The organism is Sporosarcina sp. resist (assembly GCF_014302295.1).
Classification (GTDB): Bacteria; Bacillota; Bacilli; order Bacillales_A; family Planococcaceae; genus Sporosarcina; species Sporosarcina psychrophila.
Genome location: NZ_CP060287.1, coordinates 4028312 through 4051521, shown reverse-complemented (window position 1 = coordinate 4051521; position 23210 = coordinate 4028312). Strand labels below are relative to the sequence as shown.

The 23210-nt window shown below is 41.4% G+C and carries 16 protein-coding genes; 13 read left to right on the top strand and 3 right to left on the bottom strand.

The window, feature by feature from the left end; genetic code table 11:
- Window positions 1-125: 125 nt before the first annotated feature.
- Entirely contained in the window at window positions 126-1211 is a 1086-nt protein-coding gene (locus H7992_RS19600; protein WP_187045681.1) for a tetratricopeptide repeat-containing glycosyltransferase family 2 protein, read from the bottom strand.
- Window positions 1212-1567: 356 nt separating this feature from the next.
- Between H7992_RS19600 and H7992_RS19595 the strand changes: the two genes are divergently transcribed.
- The 3 genes from H7992_RS19595 (at window position 1568) to H7992_RS19585 (ending at window position 5848) form a co-directional block, all read left to right on the top strand.
- Window positions 1568-2899, top strand: a complete 1332-nt coding sequence (locus H7992_RS19595) for a sodium/glutamate symporter (protein ID WP_187045680.1) — start codon at window positions 1568-1570, stop codon at window positions 2897-2899.
- Between the two features lie 159 nt (window positions 2900-3058).
- The gene (locus H7992_RS19590) at window positions 3059-3478 is read left to right on the top strand and encodes a hypothetical protein (protein WP_067212285.1); all 420 of its coding nucleotides are present in this window, start codon (window positions 3059-3061) and stop codon (window positions 3476-3478) included.
- Window positions 3479-3580: 102 nt separating this feature from the next.
- Window positions 3581-5848, top strand: a complete 2268-nt coding sequence (locus H7992_RS19585; RefSeq protein ID WP_187045679.1) for an S-layer homology domain-containing protein — start codon at window positions 3581-3583, stop codon at window positions 5846-5848.
- A gap of 356 nt (window positions 5849-6204) precedes the next feature.
- Here the strand turns inward: H7992_RS19585 and H7992_RS19580 are convergent, their stop codons facing one another.
- Window positions 6205-8232, bottom strand: coding sequence for an S-layer homology domain-containing protein (locus tag H7992_RS19580; RefSeq protein WP_187045678.1), 2028 nt, complete (start codon window positions 8230-8232; stop codon window positions 6205-6207).
- 196 nt (window positions 8233-8428) lie between these two features.
- Here H7992_RS19580 and H7992_RS19575 point away from each other — a divergent pair, with 196 nt between their 5' ends.
- The 9 genes from H7992_RS19575 to rbsB all read left to right on the top strand — a co-directional run bounded on the left by H7992_RS19575 (window position 8429) and on the right by rbsB (window position 20219).
- Window positions 8429-9892 carry an O-antigen ligase family protein gene (locus tag H7992_RS19575; protein WP_187045677.1) on the top strand — a complete coding sequence of 488 codons (1464 nt, stop codon included), beginning with the start codon at window positions 8429-8431 and terminating at the stop codon, window positions 9890-9892.
- Window positions 9893-10417: 525 nt separating this feature from the next.
- Window positions 10418-12673, top strand: a complete 2256-nt coding sequence (locus tag H7992_RS19570; RefSeq protein ID WP_187045676.1) for an S-layer homology domain-containing protein — start codon at window positions 10418-10420, stop codon at window positions 12671-12673.
- 575 nt (window positions 12674-13248) lie between these two features.
- Entirely contained in the window at window positions 13249-14394 is a 1146-nt protein-coding gene (locus H7992_RS19565) for a polysaccharide pyruvyl transferase family protein (RefSeq protein WP_067212275.1), read from the top strand.
- A 152-nt stretch (window positions 14395-14546) separates the two neighbouring features.
- Window positions 14547-15527, top strand: coding sequence for a LacI family DNA-binding transcriptional regulator (locus H7992_RS19560; RefSeq protein WP_187045675.1), 981 nt, complete (start codon window positions 14547-14549; stop codon window positions 15525-15527).
- Window positions 15527-16411, top strand: a complete 885-nt coding sequence (gene rbsK, locus H7992_RS19555) for a ribokinase (RefSeq protein ID WP_187047974.1) — start codon at window positions 15527-15529, stop codon at window positions 16409-16411. Before H7992_RS19560 ends, rbsK begins: the two co-directional genes overlap by 1 nt.
- Window positions 16408-16797: a D-ribose pyranase gene (rbsD, locus tag H7992_RS19550; RefSeq protein WP_067212267.1), complete on the top strand. Its 390-nt coding sequence runs from the start codon at window positions 16408-16410 to the stop codon at window positions 16795-16797. Before rbsK ends, rbsD begins: the two co-directional genes overlap by 4 nt.
- A 65-nt stretch (window positions 16798-16862) precedes the next feature.
- Window positions 16863-18359 carry a sugar ABC transporter ATP-binding protein gene (locus H7992_RS19545; RefSeq protein WP_187045674.1) on the top strand — a complete coding sequence of 499 codons (1497 nt, stop codon included), beginning with the start codon at window positions 16863-16865 and terminating at the stop codon, window positions 18357-18359.
- Window positions 18346-19287, top strand: a complete 942-nt coding sequence (gene rbsC / locus H7992_RS19540) for a ribose ABC transporter permease (protein ID WP_255428488.1) — start codon at window positions 18346-18348, stop codon at window positions 19285-19287. The genes H7992_RS19545 and rbsC overlap by 14 nt, the downstream gene beginning before the upstream one ends.
- A 14-nt stretch (window positions 19288-19301) precedes the next feature.
- The gene (gene rbsB, locus H7992_RS19535) at window positions 19302-20219 is read left to right on the top strand and encodes a ribose ABC transporter substrate-binding protein RbsB (RefSeq protein WP_187045672.1); all 918 of its coding nucleotides are present in this window, start codon (window positions 19302-19304) and stop codon (window positions 20217-20219) included.
- An 809-nt stretch (window positions 20220-21028) separates the two neighbouring features.
- On the opposite strand, the gene H7992_RS19530 is transcribed toward rbsB, so the two are convergent.
- Complete coding sequence (locus H7992_RS19530) at window positions 21029-21685, bottom strand: LytR/AlgR family response regulator transcription factor (protein WP_067212257.1); 657 nt, start codon at window positions 21683-21685, stop codon at window positions 21029-21031.
- Between the two features lie 226 nt (window positions 21686-21911).
- Between H7992_RS19530 and aceA the strand changes: the two genes are divergently transcribed.
- Window positions 21912-23192 (top strand): isocitrate lyase, encoded by a 1281-nt coding sequence (gene aceA / locus H7992_RS19525; RefSeq protein WP_187045671.1) that lies wholly within the window; start codon window positions 21912-21914, stop codon window positions 23190-23192.
- Window positions 23193-23210 lie beyond the last annotated feature (18 nt).

Below are 23210 nucleotides of genomic sequence, written 5' to 3'. Positions count from 1 at the left end.
CCGCTCCGACAAGTTGTCGAAGCGGCTAGTTAGTTAGATATATGAAGCTACTGAAAGTAGTTCTTGAATGAATTTCAACTGTAGGCTACACAAATACTCATTCTGCTGGCTATGTGTATTGACTCTTAAATTTTCTCCTGATTATTTTTAATTACTTCATCTAAATATGTTTTATTTTTCATTATACTGTCATTATTTGGTTTGTATTTTCGGGCTAATTCATTATGATGATAGGCTTTGTCGTACTGTTTTAAGCGATCGTAAAGAACACATAATTGAAGATTGGGTAGCCAAGTAGAAAATGAGGTGTTTTGAAAGCCTATCTGTTGATGATTTTCATAAAGGAACGCTTGACTATACCAGTGGATAGCCTCGTGGTTTTTAAATTGTTCCATAAAGTAATACCCGAGTCGGCAACACGCTTCGGGACGAGGAACGTCATAGGCAAGGGTTCGTAAGGTAGAACTAAGTTCTTTATTCTTGTCATTTAATTTATGGTAGCAGTCAGCCAGTCTGAAACACGCCCTAATATTGTCTTCAATCCAGCCCAGTTTCGAATCTAAAAACTCCTCATAGTAAAGGACTGCTGTTTCAAAATCACTATGATCCATCAATTCATTGGCGTAATAGAATGTATCACGGGGGGACAATGTTTTCCCTGAAGCTAACAACTTTTTATAGATCGTGATATTACGTCCACTATCATGACTTAAAGGGGAGTGGGTAACTGCTACATCACTATCGAATAGATTACCTGACACGGAAAGAAACTCGTGTACCGCTCCTATCCATTTAAACTCATTTACTTTTTTTACTAGACGATATCTCCTCAAAAGGGAGGTCACATTGCCTTCATGATCAAAACTTAAATGGTAATTCATTGAAACAGCATCAATCGTTGGTTGTAAGGATTGTTTCAATAACTTGAACTTTTCCTGATCTTCAGCTGTAAATACATCATCCGCATCGAGCCAAAGAACATAATCCATTGTTGCTTGTTGGAATGAGAAATTCCGTGCAGCTGAAAAATCGTCAATCCACTGAAAATCAAAAATTCGATTGGTGTACTTATTTACGATTTCTTTTGTTCGGTCGTCAGATCCTGTATCCACAATATTGATTTCATCCACTAACTCGCAAACAGAATCTAAACATCTGCCTATTACTTCCTCTTCATTTTTCACAATCATACACAAACTTATTGTTATCACTTTTTATCCCTCCAAGCTTCCTTCTATTTATATGCAGTCTCTAAAATTTTGACGAACAAATTGCTGTCGAATGTTACGAATATATATATATTTTATGTAGGAAATATTCTTGAAAGTCATTTAATGATGATGAATATATTTCTTTATTTAAAAGAGTTTTTAGTTAGTTTCCAATTGTGAATTCATTAAGGAATTCTAAGTAGTCCGTTAAATTTACTAGAACTTTAATAAATGTTATTGTAATATGAGTTGATAAAAAATATGCTTTTTATATTCGTGTAATCGGTTACATAGATGTTAAGAAAGGGGCATTTAATTCAGCAAAAAAATAATGTATAGATTAGGAGAATAGTTATATGGATTTTTCACCATGGGTTTTATTTACGGATATCGGTTTGATATCATTGCTTCTGCTTGTAGGGACGATTATTCGAGCAAAGGTTAAGTTCATCCAGCAAATGTTTTTGCCGGCCAGTATTATTGCGGGGCTTCTGGCTTTGCTGTTAGGGCCGAATGGTTTCGGAATTTTGCCGTTTTCAGATCAAATGAAAGTCTATCCGGCAATCTTAATAGCAGTAATCTTTGGAACACTGCCGTTACTATCACCACGGATTGACTGGAATGCGATTAAGACAAGAGTCGGGAGCATGTGGTCGTACTCTCAACTTGCAATGGTATTAATGTGGGGTGGAGGATTGTTATTCGCACTTCTACTGATTAATCCATTTTGGGATGTACATGACGGCTTCGGTTTGTTACTTGCAGCCGGCTTTGTAGGGGGACACGGAACTGCAGCGGCAATTGGTGCGACATTTGAGCAAAATGGCTGGGAAGAAGCGACTTCTTTGGCTATGACATCTGCCACTGTAGGGATTATGAGTGCGATTCTAATTGGGATCCTCTTTATTAAATGGGGGTCTTCGAAGGGGCATACATCATTCCTTGCTTCGTTCAAAGATTTGCCTGACGAGATGAGAACGGGATTAATCCCGCCAGAATCTAGAACGAAATCTGAAACAGATACGGTATCGTCGATTTCGATTGATCCATATGTTTTTCACCTGTCTATCATTACGATTATCGCCATGGGCGGTTATTATTTAAGTGAATTAGGTGCAATGCTATTACCAAGCGTTGTTATACCGGCATTTTCACTGGCATTTCTTGTTGGATTGTTCGTGAAGAAGATATTGAATTCGACGGATACGGATAAATATGTCAGTAAGGATGTTGTGTCAAGAATTAGTGGAAGTGCAACGGATATTCTCGTTGCATTCGGAATTGGTTCAATTAGTATTTCAGTCGTACTTGATTATGCTGTTCCGTTAATTTTGTTATTTGTGTTTGGTCTTGTGTATGCATTTTTATTCTTCGCAGTATTTTCGAAGAAGTTTTTCCCGGAATACTGGTTTGAAAAAGGGATATTCACATGGGGCTGGACAACAGGAACGGTCGCTATGGGTATGGCGCTACTTAGAATCGTAGATCCGAAATCGGAAAGCAAGACGCTGGATGATTACAGCTTGGCCTATATACCAATTGCGCCGGTTGAAATTATGCTCGTGACATTTGCTCCGATGCTTGTATTGAACTCACAAGGATTTGTCTTTGTTGCTATCACATTTGCATTTGCATTCGTTATTTATCTGATGGCAATTAAATATAAATGGTTGAATAGAAAAGCGTAATGAAACAGGGTCCCTGCCGTCGAATGACAGCAATGGGGCCCTATTTTTTTACTGAATAGCAGTCAACCAATAAGCGACAACAAGTAGTGTGTGCCTTGTCGCTTAAACTTTTTATATGTTAGGATAATATATACTTTAGATGAAGGAGGAGAACCTAATATGAAAAAATCATTATTGTTTGCAGCATTGTTAGGATCAGCTCTTTTGCTTGGTGCATGCGGGGAGTCGGATAAGAAAGATGAGCCGAAAACTGATGAAGAGAAGAAAAGTGAGGCAGTTGAAAAAGACCTTAAGGAACAAGGAGCTGTCGATAAATCAGAAACGGCAAAATCGGACGATGACTTAAAAGAAGAGTTTGGTAAAGAAGAAGGCGTTTCTTCGGTCGGTATTATCGTGACAGAAGATAGCGGTGGCTTCGTTCTACTCGATTTTGATGTTGCTGCTGATATGAAAGAAGAGAAAGCAAAAGAACTTGTCGAAAAGTTTGCTGAAAAACTGAAAGTAGAATATTCGGATTATAAAATCGATGTTCAAGCACGTAAAAATGGCGAAACGTTTGCACAAAAAACAATAGAGTAACGAATCAGCCTCCTGGTAAATGGGAGGTTTTTCTATGCCCATATATGGTATTATAGATGGATGACTGTACAGATTAAGTAAGGAGAGGGAGGATATTTGTAAATGTTACACAAGAAAAAAATGAAAGGTCCAATGAAAGTCGGACTTATTGTCGTAGTTCTTTCACTGTTTGGCTTTGGTATATTGAATGCTAGCGCGAATCCAATTAGTCCAAGCTTTACGGACGTACATAATGATTTCTGGGCAAAAGATGAAGTAACACAACTTGTCGACTTAAAAATTATTAACGGTTATCCGGACAAGCAGTTCAGACCAAGTTTAGAGGTATCACGGGCACAAGCGGCAAACTTGATAACGAACGCACTCGAGTTGCCATTTTCATCCTACAAGCCGATTTTTAAAGATGTCAGTGCAAAGTCGTCCCATTTGAAAGGTGCCATGGCTACATATGAAGCCGGTATTTTCTTAGGGAAAGAAGACGGGACGTTCGGCGTTGGTGACTCTTTGACACGTGAACAGATGGCGACTGTCATCGTTCGGGCTTTCAAATTGCAAGATACGGGAGAAGAAATCACGTTCAAGGACGATAACAAAATTAGTGAATCTCATAAATTAGGCGTAAAAGTACTTGCGCAACACGGTATCACAACTGGTAAGGAAGACGGTACATTCGATCCGAAAACAGCTGTCAACCGCGCGACATATGTCGTATTTCTACACAGGGCGATGCTGCAAAATAAGCTAATAGAGAAATTGCCTGCAACAGAATTCACGGAGCCAAATACGTACGGTACGTTTGATACCGTCCGACATGAGCAACAATTTGTCGAAGTACCACTTTCGACTACTGCCAAAACCTATTTGCGTTCGAACTATATCATGCAGTTTGCGGGAGAGAAAACCGTCAAACATGCACATGCTACAGATATTATTTACACATACCGCATAAGTGGCTTTCCGTCCGTCACGGTGAAAATGACGAAAAGGGAACTGCCTAACGGCGATTATTTTTTATTCAACGAACTGAGAAATCCTCAAAACATACCAGTAACTGTTGATGTTATCCAGACAGAAGAAGGATTATCAAAAGCCGTGCTTCACGAGTATAGTCGATTCCCAATCAAGAAAAGTGTGGATGAGACATTTGGCTATGACTTGATGACGTACCCCACAGGTATTTTCGAAAAAATACAAACAGACGGTAAAGTATCTCAGCGGATGATTGGGAAGTCATACCAGTCAACTGAACTGAACCAGAAATACCCTACAGGCGCAGAAAGTCATACGAGGGAATTACATCAGGAGAGCGAAGCATTTAGTGGCGTTATGCTTGGAGAAACGCAACTTTCCGTTTACAGATTACAGTCAAGAGGTTTTGATGTTGTTGACCAATGGCTCCTAGCTTCTGAAGAACGATTGTTTGAGGATCGGAAGCAAATGGACGCTTGGATGCTTGAGTCAGCAGTTAATTATAAAAAACGAAATAAATGGTACACAGCCGAAGGTCCATACAATAAGATGGCGGTAACGGTTGAACCAATGCCGAAGTCGGGTAGAGGGTATGGTCGTAATCTACTTCTTGTGAAAGAGGACCGAGTTATGGCCCTTTACTCCGAAACTGGTGCACGGTATTATGAAAACCTTCTCTATAATTCATTTGCTAATTTGGATGTATTCAGAGGGAAATCGACGTATTGGGAGACAGAAGTAACAAGCACGTATCTGAAAAGCTTGTACGGTATAACGGCTCCGTTCGTCGATACTCGATTCAACGAACAAATTGCATTATTCATGTATAATGGCGGCAAAGCGTTTGAACATAAGGACTATAATGTCGGTCTGAAAAACTATGCCAATTTGCTTGTATCGCAAAAGGAAAAAGGGAATATCATCAAAGTGGACAACGAGTCCTACTATATTTCTGATTACTTCCCTGGGGCGCAAAAAGTGAAGACACATACGTCCATGAACCATGCGCTTGGTGGAATGAACATTCTTTTATTGGCTTATCAAGAGTTAAACGATCCTGCATATTTAGCTACTGCAACGAGTATCCAGACAGCGATCGTAAAGGAAAAGAATAAGTGGATCCGTCCTGACGGTGACATTTGGTATAAAATCTCGCCGGAACGTGAATTCTCTGGACGCGATTATGTTCATTTAACTTTGGAAGATTTAATCAATTCTTATGAATTGTGGTCGGCGATTGATGAATCGAAGTTGCCTATCTTTGAAGAAATGATACGTTCCAAAGCGGGTTATTTGAACGAAAACAAGTTAGGTTATACGACGAAGATTAAAAAAGGCCTTGAGCGTATCAACATGTCGGATATTCTTCCGGCAGGTAGTGAACATACGGACGCACTTTGAGGTAAAGTGATTGAAATGTGAAATCCTCCGCACTGGAATCATTCAGTGCGGGGGATTTTTTGATGGGGGAAGGGGATTGCCATTTTGATTATATATTTAGCTATCACAGTTACGGGCGAAGCAAAGAGAGTTTGACGTAATGCCATTAGAGTTGGATGAAGCCATGAGAGTTTAGTCGTAAGCCATCACAGATTGACGAATTGCCATTAGAGTTTTGTCATTAACCATTACAGTTACAAGTGGTGCTCAGAAAATTTTTTAATCAAGTTATGACCAATGTCACATTAACTAGGGGAGGCTAATTGCGTAAAAAAAATCCTGTCCACTTAAACACCAGTGGACAGGATTTACCTATTTTACTCCGTAATTCGTTCTATAAGGTCTGAACGAATCCAGCCGTAGTCTGCAGGAGGATTGCTATCTGCAATTACCTTATACCATTTGAAGCCGTCGCTACCGACTGTTTCATCGACAATAACTACTGGATAGCCGAATGCGGCATTGGCGCCGGGGTCTTTCTGTTTGTAAGAGAATAGTTTAGCACTTAGCGGATCAGGGCTTGTCCGTACATTGACACCTACGGGACCGGTATAAATGATGCGGCCGAGATCCGCTTGTTTGTAATCTTTCTTGCCGAGGAATGTATCGATTCTCCACATATGTCCGGCGATTTTACTTCCCCAGTTTGGATCAGAAGCGTACCTGACATTAAAGCCGACTACTTTATTGCCTGGAACAGCTCCATACGAATATCCGCCTAGCGGGTTAGCGTAATTTTTGTTCATGTATTCGTTAATAAATGCATCGACACTATTGTTGGGATGTTTGTATGTTCCACCTGATTCCGGACTAGAATCAAACACTTTAATACCGAAAATATTATTTTTCGTTAGTGAATTTCCGCTTATTCCGTAATCACTTTCGTGGATGGCTGTTGCAAGAATGAACAATGCGTTGACACGATGTGTTTCTTCAATTGTTTTTAAATAATTACCAAGACCAATTAACTTTGATTTTATCGGAGCATCTTTGTAACGAGCGAGACCGGTTTTCTGACGGTCTTTCAAAATCTCAGTGATGAAGTAATCAAGTTCTGCACCGCTGTATGAAGAGGTTTGACGGACTGATTGGAATTGGAAGTATGGGTAATGTGTAATTGTGTTTTTCGTACCTACTTCATCAAAATGAACGCCATCAAGACTTGTATACCTTTTCCCGTTTTTCATGGATGAAGCTGCAGGACCGATAGAATAAACCCCACGTGTTTTAGTCAAGTTGTTATACGTATCATGATATAAGACACCATCTGTGCCTACTTCATAAAAGCTGTTGCCCGTGACAAGTTCTGTTGGAACAAGATCGACTTCGTTAGGTTTCGCGTAGAAAGTTAACCCACCAACTTCCAAAATAACATGATTCTCACTACTTCCGATATAGTTCATTTCATAACCTTTTTGAATATATGTTACTTCAGTCCGTAAAGTGGAATCGCTGTAGAGAGAGGTATATTGTTTAGGGTTTTCTGAACCAAAAGCTCGTCCAGATTTTATTTTAATAATCCTATTGTTTTTTCCAATGGCCTTAACAGATGAAGATGCATTGTAAGCAGCCAATGCATCTTCATAAGTTTTATAGAGTGCCGTTGTGGGAAGGAGTTTTCCGCCTGAAATTGTACTTACTTTGTATACTTCAGGATCAACGTCGGGTACAGAAGGAACTTCGGGTTTACCTGGTTCGCTTGGACTCGGCTCACTAGGTTCTGTCGGTTTTAACACTTCCGCGGCAGCGAATAATCTGAATAGGAATGCTGAAGCGTGTGCAATCGTTGCGTTATCTTTAGGGTTGAAATAAACACCATCTTTCCGGTGATCCCCTCGAATAATGTTCAAGTTTACGGCAGTTGAGACGGCGTCAATAAAGTTAGCTGAAATCTTTTTTGAATCTTTAAATTTCAAAGCTGTCTTTTGTGCAGGAAGGTCCATATAACGCATCGCTTTATACATCATACCTGCCATTTGTTGACGGGTGATTTTTTCGCTGGCTTTGAATGTACCATCGGGATAACCCGAAAGGATTCCTGCGCCGGCTGCATTTTGAATCTCAATTGTTAGACCCATGTTTGCCTTTAAGTCTTTGAATGTGTACTTTGTGGAAACAGGTAATTTAAGAGCACGTGCAATGTACGAAGCAAATTCGCCTCTCGTAACGGCTCTATTGGGATTGTAATTTCCTTTTGCGTCTGCACGAATGACGTTTTTTCCAATCCAATAATTCAAGTCGCTTTCCATCTGATGACCTTTAATGTCACTCGCCTGTGCTTGTATCTGGAAAACAGGGGAGAACATGAGTAGTGTGAGTAAAGTGAAAGTAATTAATTTTTTCACTCGTAAACCTCCTTCTATAATCTTACTTAATAGTATCAGAAGTTTGCTAGAATAATAAGGTTCAATTTGCACAAGTAGAATTTGTAATAAATATGAAACTAAAGAATAAGCCACAACGTCCTATAAGATGCTATAATTACGGAGGACTTTGTTCATTATTATGAGACGATTTAGTCGTAGAAAGGGAAAATATTTCATGACAACTATAAAAGAAAATTTAAAAGATAAAGAAACAATGTATTTCATTGCAGCATTGGCAGTCATCGGCGTAGCATTGATGCTCCCATCATCGATTGCACTTGTTCTATCTTCCCTGTTCTTTGCGTTATTCGCATTTTTCAGACCGCAACAAAGCCTGCTTTTCCTCGTAGTCTATGTGAGTATCCGTCCATTTCTTGTCGAAGTGAATCCGGGACTTAAACTAATCGGGGATCTCATTACGTTCATCGCATTTGCAAAAGTAATCATTGCGGGTAGAAAGAATTGGAAGTCACTGTTTTCGTTCAAATGGTTTGAATGGGCATTTTTTGCTTTTCTATTGTTCGGTGCTATCAGTGGACTGGTTCAAGGCGTTTTACCTTCTGCGGTCATTTTTCAACTACGGACATTTATTATTATGTATTTGCTTTACTATACTGTTTCACGGATGCTGTTACCGGAAGGATGGTTCCAACGGCTTGCATGGGTAACCGTATGGACAAGCCTTATCGTTTCAGTTCATGGCATTATCGAAAAGCTGTCGATGAGGCAGTTCCTATTGCCAGATGTATGGAAATATAAAACGTTATCGGCGACGAACTTTGTAAGAATCTATGGATTACCAGGAAATCCGAATTCATTGGCGTTATTGTTGCTGTTCGGAATTATTGCTGTGCTGTTCCTTCAATCAATCTACAAAACCGAGAAATATAAATGGTTCTTAACGATTAATCTTGTCTTGTTCCTTGGTGTATTCATCCTCACCTATTCAAGAGGAACTTGGATTTCAGCATTTATCCTCGGTGTGATATTCATTATCATGTCGAAAAACTGGCATCTTATGAAACGACTTGTGATTGCGGGAGTGGCCTCTATCATCCTTGTTTATATACCAGTCAATCTCGGTGTACAGTACTTCAAAGAGCTTGGTCTTGCTGCACCAGACACCGGTCCAGGAAGCATCGCAGAACGATTTGGAGAGACGTTCGATCAAAAAAACTTGGCGCTCATGACGGAAAGTGGTCGTTTCTTCTATATTAATAAAGGGTTTGAAGTATTCAAAGACTATCCAGTGGCAGGAGCTGGATTCGGTTCATTCGGCGGGTCTGCGACACTGTCATACGGATCGCCAATCTATAAGTATTATGGAATCCGTTCAGATATCTACGGCGGAAAGTACTTCTACTCGGATAATCAGTACATTCAAGTAATTGCTGAAACTGGTGTTGCAGGTGTTGCCCTATTCTCAGCGTTTCTTCTAGGAATGTTAGCGCTGTTCTGGAAAGAACGTAAAACAGTATTCGGCAAGTTCATGATTGCCTTCTGGTTTGCGACCGGTTTCTCAGGATTCTACTATAATATTTGGGAATTGAAATTCTATACGATGTTCTATTTCATCATCTTTGGAGTGTTCGCATCTTATACAAGTCAATATGTGAAGTTTAAAATTAAAGACTTATAATAGAGCGGTTCGGGGAAGAGTAATCTGCCTCGGACGGCTTTTTTTGTGTCTACGTAGTCGGCACTTAACAAATAGACTGTTCTTCCAACACCGCTTTGTCGCTAGGTGATGGCCTCACGCAATAAGCCCGTCAGAAGATCACTAGGGAGGGATTGAACTGCATCCCTCCTTGTGGTCTTATTGCTCCGGCGCCTGCAGGATGCGGGTGTGCAGCCATTGCCGCAGGACGCGGCGATATTTGGCTGCCTTTCATTAGTGTCGCTCCTTCGCTAGAGTTGTTCGTTATACGGGTGAGGGATACCACCTAGTTAATTCTATATAAGTAGTGCCGAAAATATAGATGGCGCCTTCCGCTTGGGTCTACAGGATGTAGGTCATGCAGTCATTGCGACACGATGTCGCGAACTTAGACTGCTTTTCTCTTAATTTCCTTCTTATGGATTATGGTAATATATCGAATCCTTTGGTAAGCTGTATATTCATAGGAAGGGAGAGTGTCGTTTTATCACTAGTAAAGTAGCTTCAATGAAACGTTTCAGTAAACAAGTCGCAATGACAGCGGTAGCAGCCACGCTTCTTTGGACTGTACCAGCAAGTGCCTCGGCCAATCAGAATGCGGTGAAGAGTTATCCGGTATCATCGGGTGTAACTTATTCTCAATATACGCAATCAGCTTCAAAATACATAAATCATCTATCTGTCAATTTAGGAGATCCATATACAAAATTACAAGTTGGACTTCCTTCACCGATTGCGAAGAGACAAGCAACAACAGTGCTCGCAAATCGCGATTCAAAAGATGGGAACCGTGTCGTTGGAGCGATTAATGCTTCATTTTTCGACATGAAAAACGGCTTGCCGATGTATTTGATTTCACAGGGGAACGAGATTGTTAATGGCGGCGTGATCTCCGATTCAACAAGTAATTATGTAAGTCAACCGATTGCATTTGGTGTGACGAAAGATGGACTTTCTGAAATCGATCAATTTAATTTTAATGTTCGTATGGATTACAAAGGAACAAACCATCTATTGACGGGGATAAATCGTCAGCGTCAAGATGATGAAACAATCATTTTCACACCACAGAATATTGAGACACATACGAATTCCAATCAGTACGGAATTGAAATAGTTATCGACACAGGACAGCCAATTACAAATACACAATACGGCCAGAAACTGACGGGCAAAGTTGTGAAAGTACGCGGTTATGGATCGAAAGAGAAAGTAGAAATACCTAAAACAGGATTCGTTCTTTCTGTCCATGGCGCAAAAGGTCTTGAGAAATTCAAAAATATGCAAGTGGGTGAAGATGTATCCCTTGCATTGACTATCGATGATAAATGGATGGATTCTGAGTTCATGTTGGCGAGCGGTCCGATGTTATTGAAAGATGGCAAGGTGAATATTACGATGAATACATCTAATTCACGAGCTACTGCACTTACCGCGCGTACAGCAATTGCAATTAGTAAAGATAAGAAACAAGTGCATCTTGTAACAGTAGACAACGTAAGAGGCTATAGCAACGGGATGTCGCTTACACAATTCGCAAATTATTTAGCAGCACAAGGCTATGATCGGGCACTCAATTTCGATGGTGGCGGTTCTACAGCGATGGGTGTACGGAATCATGGCAGTAATACGGTCGTGCTGGCAAACCGGACGTCAGATTCTTCGGAACGCCAGGTGTCCGCAATCATGGAAGCAATCAGTACAGCACCTGTAAGCGAACCTGCACAACTTAGCGTTTCGCGCAATCAAGTTGGTACGATGCTTGTAGGTTCAAAAACATCCTTGACAGTGAATTACTTACTGGATGCTTATTACAATCCATTAAAAGTGGACAACAGTCAGATTCAAGTGACAGCAGAAAAAGGTAGCGTTGCTGGTTCGGGACTAACGTACAGTGCCGTAAAAGCTGGGGAAGATCGAGTTTCCGTGCAATATGGAAATGCGAAGCAGTCATTCCCTGTATCAGTTGTCGATGCACCGGCTAAGTTAACAATTGTACCTTCTACAACGAAAGTGAAACCAGGTGCAAGCGTGACCTATAAAGCAAATGCAACGGATGCACTAGGGAAGCCAATCATTTATTCTCCAGAACAAGTGAAGTGGAGCGTTACAGGTGATATCGGAACGATTACACCGGCTGGGGCCTTTAAAGCTGTTAATAAAGCAGGCAAGGGGTCAGTAAATGTGACACTCGGATCGAAAACGACAAGCATTCCTATCGTTTTGTCTGATGATACACCAGCGTTTTCTGATATACCTTCCACTTACGCATACTATACAGAAATAAGTTTCCTAAAAGACCTTGGTTATATACAAGGAGATTTGGATGGTAAGTTTAACCCAGGAAATACATTGTCGCGAGAACATGCGGCCGTCATTTTAAGTCGTGTGTTCAACTTAGATGCATCTGTTGCAAGTACACAACAGTTTAAAGACGTACCTAAAAAACACCGTTATTACAATGAAATCAATGCTATTGCAAGTGCGAATCTAGTAGGCGGTAAAGGGGACGGAACATTCGACCCGGCTGGCCAGTTGACACGTGCTCAAATGGCAGCAATCCTAGTGAAAGCGTACAAACTGTCAGGCGAATCGTCTAAGAAATTCAAAGACGTCCCTACAAGTCACTGGGCGTATAAACAAGTTCATATTCTAGCAAACAGTGGGATTACAACAGGGAATGAAAAAGGCAATTTCGAGCCGAATAAACCTGTGAACCGTGCGCAATTCAGCGCATTCCTATACCGCAGTATTAATAAATAAAAAAAGCGGAAGGCGCCGTTTTAGCCCCGAAAAGCGCAAGACACTAGACACCCTATGAACAGGTGCTTTTGGATCACTTTGGACTGAACGACTACTATAGAATTATCGGAATTTCTTGCTGCGTAGGGTGCGACAAAGTCGCATCCTACGCAGCTTTTTCGTTAATCGTATGGTGACCGTTCGTCCGTTGCTCTCCAAAGTTACAGGTACACGAAGTGCTAAAAACTTTGGGAACGAGTGAATAACCACTCACCTATTTATAAAGGAGCAGCCAAAGATGCAATTTTGGCTGCTTACTCCTTTTTAATAGCGTTTCCTTTTCGAATGAAAGGCAGTGTCACTTTCTATCTAGCGTCACACTGTTACTTGTATGATCTTTGCTTTATTAAAAGCGGTGACGTGCCCGAAATTTCATATTCGGGCACGTGTAACCTCTATAGAAAGGTTGCTATTCTTTCATCGTCCAAAGCGAGCCGGAAATGTACAAGTGCAACTTCAGGCTAAAGGGTTCCATTTTCATCGAGTAGCACAGCTATGTTATACTAAATTCATCATGTAGTAGAGGAAGTCGGCTAATGAAAATAGGTATTGTAGGCAATTATGGCAACGATAATAACGGGGACGAAGCGATCTTATTCAGCATTATTAAACAAGTGACGTCAACGTTCAAGATAGACAGTAATGATTTAACGGTATTTAGTAATAATCCTAAACAAACAGCAGAACGGTATGGAGTGACCAGTTTTCCACTGTATTATAAAAATGGCAACGCAGTAAAGACATTTTTTAAAACGTACCAAAATAATAAGAGAATCGTAAAGACGTTTGATTTGCTGATTATTGGTGGCGGCGGAATCTTAATGGATTTATATAAAAGGGAAGCGCCATTATTTGGGTCATATGCAATGATGGCTAAAAATTCGAAGACGCCTTATGTTGTTTACGGATGCGGCGCGGGTCCGCTAAGCAGCGGTATAGGAAAATGGTTCATTCGCTATATGGCTAAACATGCAGAAAGTATCTCGGTACGCGATCCCGAATCTGTTGAACTGTTGAAGTCAATCGGCGTGAAAGAACACGTTCTGACTATCGGCGATCCAGCGTTTTCCTTGCGTCAAACGGGTGTTGAGAAATCGACAGTTCCGACGAAAATCGGTATCACAGCTGTTCCTTATTACAATGCAGGCTATTGGCCTGAAGGGAATCCTGCCATCTATAACGATTATATAGAAGGCATGGCAAAGAATCTGGACAATCTAGCTGAACTAGACAATGTTGAGCTGACATTTTTCGCGACAAAATTCCCACAAGATGCAGATGTTACAAAAGATATTCAGAAGAAAATGACACATAAAGATAAGACGACAATCATCGATGATAATCTACTACCAACTATGATCCTTGATGTGACAGCACAGCAAGACATTATTATTGGGACGAGACTCCATTCCTTGATTTTGGCAACATGTACTGAAACACCTGTCATGGCAATTTCTTATCATCATAAAGTGAATGATTTCATGAAACTTGCTGACCTGGAAAAGTATGCATTTCCAATCGGAGACATCAACAAACAACAAACATTATTCCTGGATGCATTCAACGACATGAAAGAAAACTGGCCTGCAACGGTTGAAAGTACGAAGAAACTCTCTCAAGATTTGTATGATGAATCGATGAAAGGAACAGAGCAGTTTATAAAGGCAATAAAGAAAAAGTAAATGACATAAAAACAGCCACAAAAGTGAAACTTACTTTTGTGGCTGTTTTCGTATTGTGAATGAATGGAATGAAACTGTTGTTGACAAACAAATCAATAGATTGGTATTATGTGTGTAACCGGTTACACACATAATAGAAAAGGGTGAAATAGTTGGCCAATATTCGGGATGTAGCGAAAGAGTCCGGTGTTTCAGTAGCGACTGTTTCACGCTTTATAAACCAAAAAGGATATGTTAGTAAAGAAGCAAAAGAGGTTATTGGACGGGCAATCAAAGAATTGGATTATAAACCGAACCTTGTTGCGCGATCATTAAGTACGAAGCAAACGAAACTTATTGGCTTAATTGTACCGGATATTATGAATCCGTTTTTCCCAGAGCTTGCTCGTGCAGTGGAAGATGTTGCACTAACTTATGACTATACGGTCGTGTTGTGCAATTCGGATGAAAAAGCAGAAAAAGAAATCCACTATATTGAGACATTAAGGCAAAAATATGTAGCGGGTTTCATCGTCACAACGAATCAGTTGCAAGCGAGTCATTATCAAAATTTGGATATACCAGTGGTTGCACTGGATCGTACGATAGATGCTTCGATACCGACAGTTTCATCGAACAACAAAGAAGGTGCACGGTTAGGAACTGCCCATTTAATCGAACAAGGTTGTCAACATATCGTCTGCATGCGTGGACCGACAGGACTTGGACCGGCGGATGACCGATTAGACGGTTTTTTAGAGGCTGTAGAAGGTAAGGAAATAGTGACGCATATTATCGAGTGTCCATTTCATTTTGAGCAATCAGAAGAGATAGCTAGAAAATTTCTGTCAGAGTACAAAGGAATTGATGGGGTTTTTGCAAGTAGCGATGTCTCGGCGGCAGGTGTGTTGAAAGCAGCACATTCACTAGGAATTATCGTACCTGATGAGTTGCAAATTGTCGGGTTTGACGGTATAGCACTTGGCGGTATGTTATCACCTGGGCTAACAACAGTAGCGCAAGATATATATAAGCTAGGGGCACTCGTTACACGAATGCTTATTAAGTTAATTGAAGAAATTGAGCTCGAAGAAAAAGAAATTCAAGTTCCAGTTAAACTGATTATTCGAGGGACAACGAGGAGTGAACAATGATGATTACGGTTGTCGGTAGCGTCAATATGGATTTAGTTGTGCAAACAGATGTATTCCCAAAACAAGGTGAAACAGTTTTAGGCCAATTATTCACCACGGTACCAGGAGGCAAAGGAGCCAATCAAGCAGTGGCTGCAGCCCGTCTTGGCGGGAATGTCCATATGGTGGCAAATGTTGGGAATGATGGTTTTGGTGAGGAATTACTGGAAAACTTGAAGGGCAACTCAGTAGACGTTTCCGGAGTAACGGAGAGTACGGGGGTAGCTACTGGCATTGCCAATATATTGTTGTCGGATGGAGATAACCGAATCATCGTCGTACCAGGTGCGAATTATGAACTGACGCCTGCATGCATTGATGAAATGAAAGAAACGATTCGAGCAAGTAAACTTGTTTTACTGCAACTTGAAATACCGATACCGACAATTATACATACGTTGAAAATCTGCGCTGATCTGAATGTTCCTGTGTTATTGAATCCGGCACCTGCTGGAGGTTTCCAAAATGAATTTATGTCATATCTTACGTACCTAACACCGAATGAGACAGAATGTGAACAAATTTTTGGGCCGGATATGGAGGCTGCGTTGGAAAGTTATCCAAATCAATTAATTGTTACACTCGGCAGTGCAGGAGCTCGTTATTATGATGGTGAAAAGCATGTCATCATAGAAGGTTTTAAGACAGACGTTGTCGATACGACAGGAGCAGGGGACACGTTCAACGGTGCATTTGCGTATGCGATTGTCGAAGGATTTGAATTGACTGAAGCGGTTACGTTTGCAAACGCTGCCGCATCTTTATCCGTCGAGAAATTTGGTGCACAAGGTGGTATGCCGGCGCGCGCTGACGTAGAACTGCGACTCGGGAGTGATTGGCGATGAAAAAACATGGCATATTGAATCGTGAACTGGCAGCCGTTTTTGCAAAGCTTGGTCATACCGATCAAGTGACAATAGCGGATTGCGGATTGCCTATACCAGATGGTGTCCATTGTATCGATCTTTCATATACGATTGGAAAACCTTCTTTTATTGAAATAGTAGGCGTGGTTTTGGAAGATTTGGAAGTAGAACATGCATTTATTGCGAGTGAAATAGAGAGTCGTAATACTGAAGTGTATGAAATCCTTTGCACTAAATTACCAAGTATAACAAAGCTGGCACATGAAGATTTGAAGCAATTGACGCACAAATCAAAAGTAATCATTCGCACCGGTGAAGCAACGCCTTTTGCAAATATTGTTCTGCAGTCGGGCGTCATATTTTAAGAGAGCTCGGAGATCTGGGTGACTGTCACCGTCAAAGACTGCTAAATGAAAGTGGGTGAAGAAGTATGATTGAAATGACTGGGATTTCAAAGTCTTTTGATGGGAACTCCGTTCTTACTAATGTGGAATTCTCCGTGAAAAAGGGAGAGATTCATGCCTTAATGGGTGAGAATGGTGCGGGGAAATCAACGCTAATGAAAATACTAACCGGTATTTATGCACGTGATACAGGTGAAGTCAAAGTGAGGGGCAAGCTAGTCGATTTCAAAAACCCGAAAGAAGCAGAACATGCTGGAATTGCAGTTATACATCAGGAACTAAATATATTGCCAGATTTGACGGTCGCTGAAAATTTGTTTTTGGGGAATGAAAAGACGTTTGGTAAAAGTGGTATTTTAAAAACCAAAGAAATGAATAAGAAAGCAAAGGTGATTTTGGGAGAACTCGGACTGGATGTTGACGTAAAAACAGTTGCCAGGGAACTTTCGGTAGGTAAACAGCAAATCATTGAGATTGCCAAAGCAATGTCATCGAATGCAGAAGTGATTGTTATGGACGAGCCGACAGCTGCACTAACTGAGCGAGAAATCGTATCGTTGTTTGAAACAATCAGAGCTCTTCAATCGAACGGTGTATCGTTTGTTTATATATCCCACCGGATGGAAGAGATTTTTGCATTATGTGACCGAATTACCATTTTACGTGATGGCAATTATGTTGGCGTCAAAGAGATTAAAGAAACGTCATTTGATGAAATTGTTCAGATGATGGTCGGACGCGAACTGGGTGAACGATTCCCAGAGCGTAACGCTATAATTGGGGATGTGAAATTGACCGCAAGTGGTTTAACACGCAACGGGCATTTCGAAGATATATCGTTTGAGTTGCGTAAAGGTGAAGTTCTCGGTATTGCAGGTTTGATGGGAGCGGGAAGAACCGAAGTTGCTCAATCCTTATTCGGTTATAAAAAACTGCAAAAGGGAACGATTTCTCTTAATGGAAAACCTGTGAAAATCAGCAGTCCACTACAAGCGAAAAAACTAGGTTTCGGCTATGTTACGGAAGACCGAAAGTCGGAAGGCCTTATCGTAGATTTCTCCGTAAAAGACAATTTAAGCTTAACGAATTTCAATAAAGTTTCAAGCAATGGCATCATCAAAGCGAATGAAGAGAAAGTGTTGTACGAAACAATGGTAAAACGGTTGGGTGTCCGAACGTCGGGTCCCAACCAAGCTGCCAAATCGCTTAGCGGGGGAAACCAGCAGAAAGTCGTTATTGCGAAATGGCTAGGTATCGAACCGAATGTGCTGATTTTAGATGAGCCGACCCGAGGTGTGGACGTCGGAGCAAAAAAAGAAATTTACTCGATCATTAATGAACTTGCCGAAAAAGGTGTCGCGATTTTGATGATTTCGTCTGAACTTCCCGAAATTATTGGCATGGCAGATCGGGTACTTGTCATGCATGAAGGTACTCTTACAGCCGAACTGCAAAAAGCTGAAATGACGCAAGAACGAATTATGCATTATGCTACGGGAGGTGACAAAGTTGCTCAAATCTAATACACAGTCGGTACTGCAAAAAATCGGACCCCTTATTGGGCTCTTATTAATTGTCATTATCATTTCAATCATGAGTCCGAATTTTCTTACGCTTAACAACTTACTCAATGTTTTAAGACAAGTGTCGATAAATGCGCTTATAGCATTTGGGATGACCTTCGTCATTTTGACAGGCGGCATCGATTTATCTGTTGGGTCGATATTAGCTTTAACGGGAGCGGTGACTGCCGGATTAATGGCTGGTGGAATGGACCCGCTTCTCGCGATGTTCCTCGGATTATTACTTGGTGCGGTTCTTGGTGCAATTAACGGCGTTATTATTGCCAAAGGAAAAGTTGCTCCGTTCATCGCAACACTTGCAACGATGACGATTTACCGTGGATTGACTCTTGTATACACAGAAGGAAAACCAATTTCAGGACTTGGTGATTCACAAGCGTTCCAGTTGCTAGGGAAAGGGTACTTCTTCGGAATTCCTGTCCCTGTTATAACGATGGGCATTACTTTTGGGATTTTGTATTTCATTTTGAAAAAGACTACATTTGGTCGCCGCGTATACGCAGTAGGCGGCAATGAAGAAGCTTCACGACTTTCTGGAATCAGCGTAGATCGTATTAAAATTTACGTTTATGCACTGACGGGAATGCTAGCGGCACTTGCAGCATTGATTTTAACATCAAGGCTAAATTCCGCTCAACCAACTGCGGGTAACATGTTTGAACTCGACGCTATTGCGGCAGTTGTCCTTGGGGGGACAAGTTTGACGGGTGGACGGGGTTGGATTGTGGGGACGTTGATTGGTGCACTCATTATTGGTGTTTTGAATAATGGTCTTAATCTTATCGGTGTATCCTCCTTCTTCCAACAAGTGGTGAAGGGTGCAGTTATATTGGTCGCGGTTCTATTGGATCGTAAAAAAACAGCTTAAGGGGATGTTGGGAAATGAAAAAAATGAAAATGGCATTGATTATGGCAATTATGCTCGTACTTGCAGCATGTTCAACAGAGGCACCAGGAGCCAAGAAAGATGAAGAAACTAAAGGTGGAGAAGGAAGTTATAAAATAGGTTTCTCCATTTCAACGTTGAATAACCCGTTCTTCGTAACATTGAGCGAAGGAGCAAAAGAGCAAGCGAAAGAAATGGATGCAACGTTAACAGTTATCGATGCACAGGATGATGCAGCAAAACAAGCGAGTGATGTAGAGGATTTAATCCAACAAGGCGTGGACTTGATTTTGATTAACCCGACGGATTCTAGCGCAGTTGTAGCCGCGGTTGAATCTGCAAATAATGCCGGAATTCCTGTTATCACAGTCGACCGAAGCTCTGAAGGCGGAGACGTTGTTTCTCATATCGCTTCAGATAATAAAGCAGGCGGAGAATTAGCTGGTCAGTTCTTAGCTGAGTTAGTTGGCGATGGAGCAAAAGTTGTAGAATTGGAAGGAATCGCTGGTTCTTCGGCTGCACGTGACCGTGGAATGGGCTTCAATGAAATAGTAAAAGGTAAATTGGATATCGTTGCTAAACAAACAGCGAATTTCAACCGTGCAGAAGGATTGACAGTTATGGAGAATATCATGCAAGCAAACCCTGACATTAAAGGCGTGTTCGCGCATAATGACGAGATGGCACTTGGTGCTCTTGAAGCAATTGAGGCCGCAGGGAAAGAAGTTAAAGTTGTTGGATTCGATGCAACAGATGATGCAGTAAAATCAGTCGAAGCAGGCAAATTGGCTGGAACTGTCGCTCAAAAACCGGATCTTATCGGTAAAAAAGCAGTAGAAGCAGCTGTTCTATCACTTAAAGGTGAAACAGTGGAAGCGTCAATTCCAGTTGAATTGGAATTAATCAAGAAATAATATGCTAATGAATTGCGAAAGCCGCCCTAGATTAAATTCCGGGCGGCTTTTTTTATTCCTTTAAGTGTCTAAATTAGTGTGTAGACCGATCATATAACTACGCCAACCGAGCATATCCGCAGTCCAAGCGATCATATAGGCGTGACACCGAGCATATCCACAGTCAAAGCGATCATATCCCAATGACATCGAGCATATCCACTGTCAAAGCGATCATATCCCAATGACACCGAGCATATCCACAGTCAAAGTGATCATATATCCTTGACACCGAGCATATCCGCAGTCAAAGCGATCATATCCCACTGAAACCGAGCATATCCACTGTCAATGCGATCATATAGGCGTGACACCGAGCGTATCCACAATCAAAGCGATCATATCCCACTGACATCGAGCATATCCACTGTCAAAGCGAACATATAGGCGTGACACCGAGCGTATCCACAGTCAAAGTGATCATATATCAATGACACCGAGCATCCCCACAGCCAAAGCGATCATATCCCAAAGAAACCGAGCATCCCCACAGTCAAAGCGATCATATCCCAAAGACACTAAGCATATCCGCTGTCAAAGCGATCATATCCCAATGACACCGAGCATATCCACAGTCCAAGCGAACATATCCCACTGACACCGAGCATATCCACAGTCAAAGCGATCATATATCCTTGACACCGAGCATATCCGCAGTCAAAGCGATCATATCCCACTGAAACCGAGCATATCCACAGTCAATGCGATCATATAACCCTGCCAACCAAGCATATCCAAACGACCAACACTCAACCTCGCCCCTAATCACCCTAAAATCCAAGCGCTTTCCTAACATCGGCCATATACGTCTGACCAACAGGCAACTCTGTCCCATCTCTCAATGTAAGTACTAGATTAGAAGTAATGTCCCTGGAAATGCGCTGGATAGATGGGATGTTAACAATGTAAGACCGATGGATACGTAGAAACGTCTTTGGCAGTCGTAATTGTAAATCTTTCAGCGTGTAGCTGATACAGAATTGTTCACTTGCAACATAAAACCAAGTTTTCTTTTGCAAGCTTTCTATATATGCGATCTCTTCAATTGGAATTGGACACCATTCTTCTTCCTGTTTGCCCGTGAGGAAACGAAAGGGTTCTTGTTTCAGTATATGATAGTTTGAAGGCAAAATGACGAGTAGTGCAGCGGGCTCGCCTTGGAGGTCAATCGGATAACCGATTCCATAATACGGGGACCCGAACAATGTGTTATCCATAACTTTATCAACTTTGAGTCGTTTATTAATTACTTTATCTGCAATGCTGCCGGGTACAACAGGTTGCCCTTCTATTAGTTGGATATCCTGAATGCCTTCCACATAATAAATGTAGCGGTCGCCCATGGCAATCGCGATTGCGGCGTCTTTCGGTATCCAATCACCTAGTATAGAAACATATTGTTCTAACGTTTCTCTTGTAATTACCATATTTGTTTCCCCCTTGTTTTCTATGAAACTCTAAAATAACAAACTACTTCATCATCGTAAAATCGAGTTCATCCTAAAATAATGCCCTTTCGTCGGAAAGTACAGACAACTTTGTATCTTCTGTTATATATTACTGTATAACAACTTCAACTGTTATGAAACAGTACTAAAGAATTAATTTCATAACTGGTTGAACATAAAAAAACTGGAAGGTGTGACTGTAGATATGACTAGACAAGAGCAGATTAAACAATTGGAGAAAAGCTGGGCGGAGGATAGCAGATGGAAAGGAATTGAACGTCCTTACACTGCCGAAGATGTTGTGAAGCTACGTGGATCTGTTTTAATTGAACAAACACTGGCAACAAAAGGTGCAACTCGCTTATGGAGTTCATTGCATGAAGAAGATTTCATCAATGCTCTTGGTGCTCTAACAGGAAATCAAGCTGTTCAACAAGTAAAAGCTGGACTTCAAGCAATCTATCTAAGTGGGTGGCAAGTGGCGGCAGATGCAAACCTTTCGGGTCAAATGTATCCGGACCAAAGTTTATATCCGGCAAATAGTGTTCCTTCTGTCGTCAAACGTATCAACCAGGCACTTCAACGGGCTGACCAAATCGACCACTCAGAAGGGCGCGTAGACGGTTTTGACTGGTTCGCTCCAATTATTGCAGACGCTGAAGCAGGTTTCGGAGGACCACTTAACGTATTCGAATTAATGAAAGGCATGATAGAAGCTGGAGCAGCAGGCGTTCACCTTGAAGACCAACTTGCATCCGAAAAAAAATGTGGACACTTGGGTGGTAAAGTATTGCTACCTACACAAAATGCAATCCGTAACTTAGTTGCTGCAAGACTTGCGGCTGACGTTCTCGGCGTACCAACTGTTCTTATTTCACGGACAGATGCAGATGCAGCAGATATGGTCACAAGTGATATTGATCCAGTAGACGCTGAATTTCTTACTGGAGAACGTACGCCTGAAGGATTCTACCGGACGAAACCTGGTATCGATCAAGCGATTGCACGCGGATTGGCTTATGCACCTTATGCAGATCTTGTCTGGTGTGAAACATCGCATCCATCTCTGGAAGAGGCACAACAGTTTGCAGATGCAATCCATGCAAAATTCCCAGGGAAAATGCTTGCTTACAACTGCTCGCCTTCATTCAACTGGGAAGCAAATTTGGATGAAGCGACAATCGCGAAATACCAAGTGGAACTCGGTAAAATGGGCTACAAATTCCAGTTCGTTACACTTGCGGGCTTCCATTCATTGAACCACAGCATGTTTAACCTTGCACATGACTATAAAGACAATGGAATGGCGGCCTATTCGAAACTGCAACAGGCTGAATTTGCTAATGAAGACAAAGGGTACACAGCGACTAGACATCAACGTGAAGTTGGAACAGGTTACTTCGACGAAGTGTCACAGATCATTTCTGGCGGTACATCTTCTACAACCGCGATGAAAGGCTCGACGGAAACCGCGCAATTTGTTTGATCTTTCGGTGCCAGTTGC

Bases quoted from the DNA above. Each gene is read 5' to 3' on its own strand.
- H7992_RS19570 (WP_187045676.1), top strand. From the start codon at position 10,418: ATGAAACGTTTCAGTAAACAAGTCGCAATGACAGCGGTAGCAGCCACG.
- rbsK (WP_187047974.1), top strand. From the start codon at position 15,527: ATGATTACGGTTGTCGGTAGCGTCAATATGGATTTAGTTGTGCAAACA.
- aceA (WP_187045671.1), top strand. From the start codon at position 21,912: ATGACTAGACAAGAGCAGATTAAACAATTGGAGAAAAGCTGGGCGGAG.
- rbsB (WP_187045672.1), top strand. From the start codon at position 19,302: ATGAAAAAAATGAAAATGGCATTGATTATGGCAATTATGCTCGTACTT.
- H7992_RS19585 (WP_187045679.1), top strand. From the start codon at position 3,581: ATGTTACACAAGAAAAAAATGAAAGGTCCAATGAAAGTCGGACTTATT.
- H7992_RS19590 (WP_067212285.1), top strand. From the start codon at position 3,059: ATGAAAAAATCATTATTGTTTGCAGCATTGTTAGGATCAGCTCTTTTG.
- H7992_RS19545 (WP_187045674.1), top strand. From the start codon at position 16,863: ATGATTGAAATGACTGGGATTTCAAAGTCTTTTGATGGGAACTCCGTT.
- H7992_RS19565 (WP_067212275.1), top strand. From the start codon at position 13,249: ATGAAAATAGGTATTGTAGGCAATTATGGCAACGATAATAACGGGGAC.
- rbsD (WP_067212267.1), top strand. From the start codon at position 16,408: ATGAAAAAACATGGCATATTGAATCGTGAACTGGCAGCCGTTTTTGCA.
- H7992_RS19530 (WP_067212257.1), bottom strand. From the start codon at position 21,685: ATGGTAATTACAAGAGAAACGTTAGAACAATATGTTTCTATACTAGGT.
- H7992_RS19575 (WP_187045677.1), top strand. From the start codon at position 8,429: ATGACAACTATAAAAGAAAATTTAAAAGATAAAGAAACAATGTATTTC.
- H7992_RS19595 (WP_187045680.1), top strand. From the start codon at position 1,568: ATGGATTTTTCACCATGGGTTTTATTTACGGATATCGGTTTGATATCA.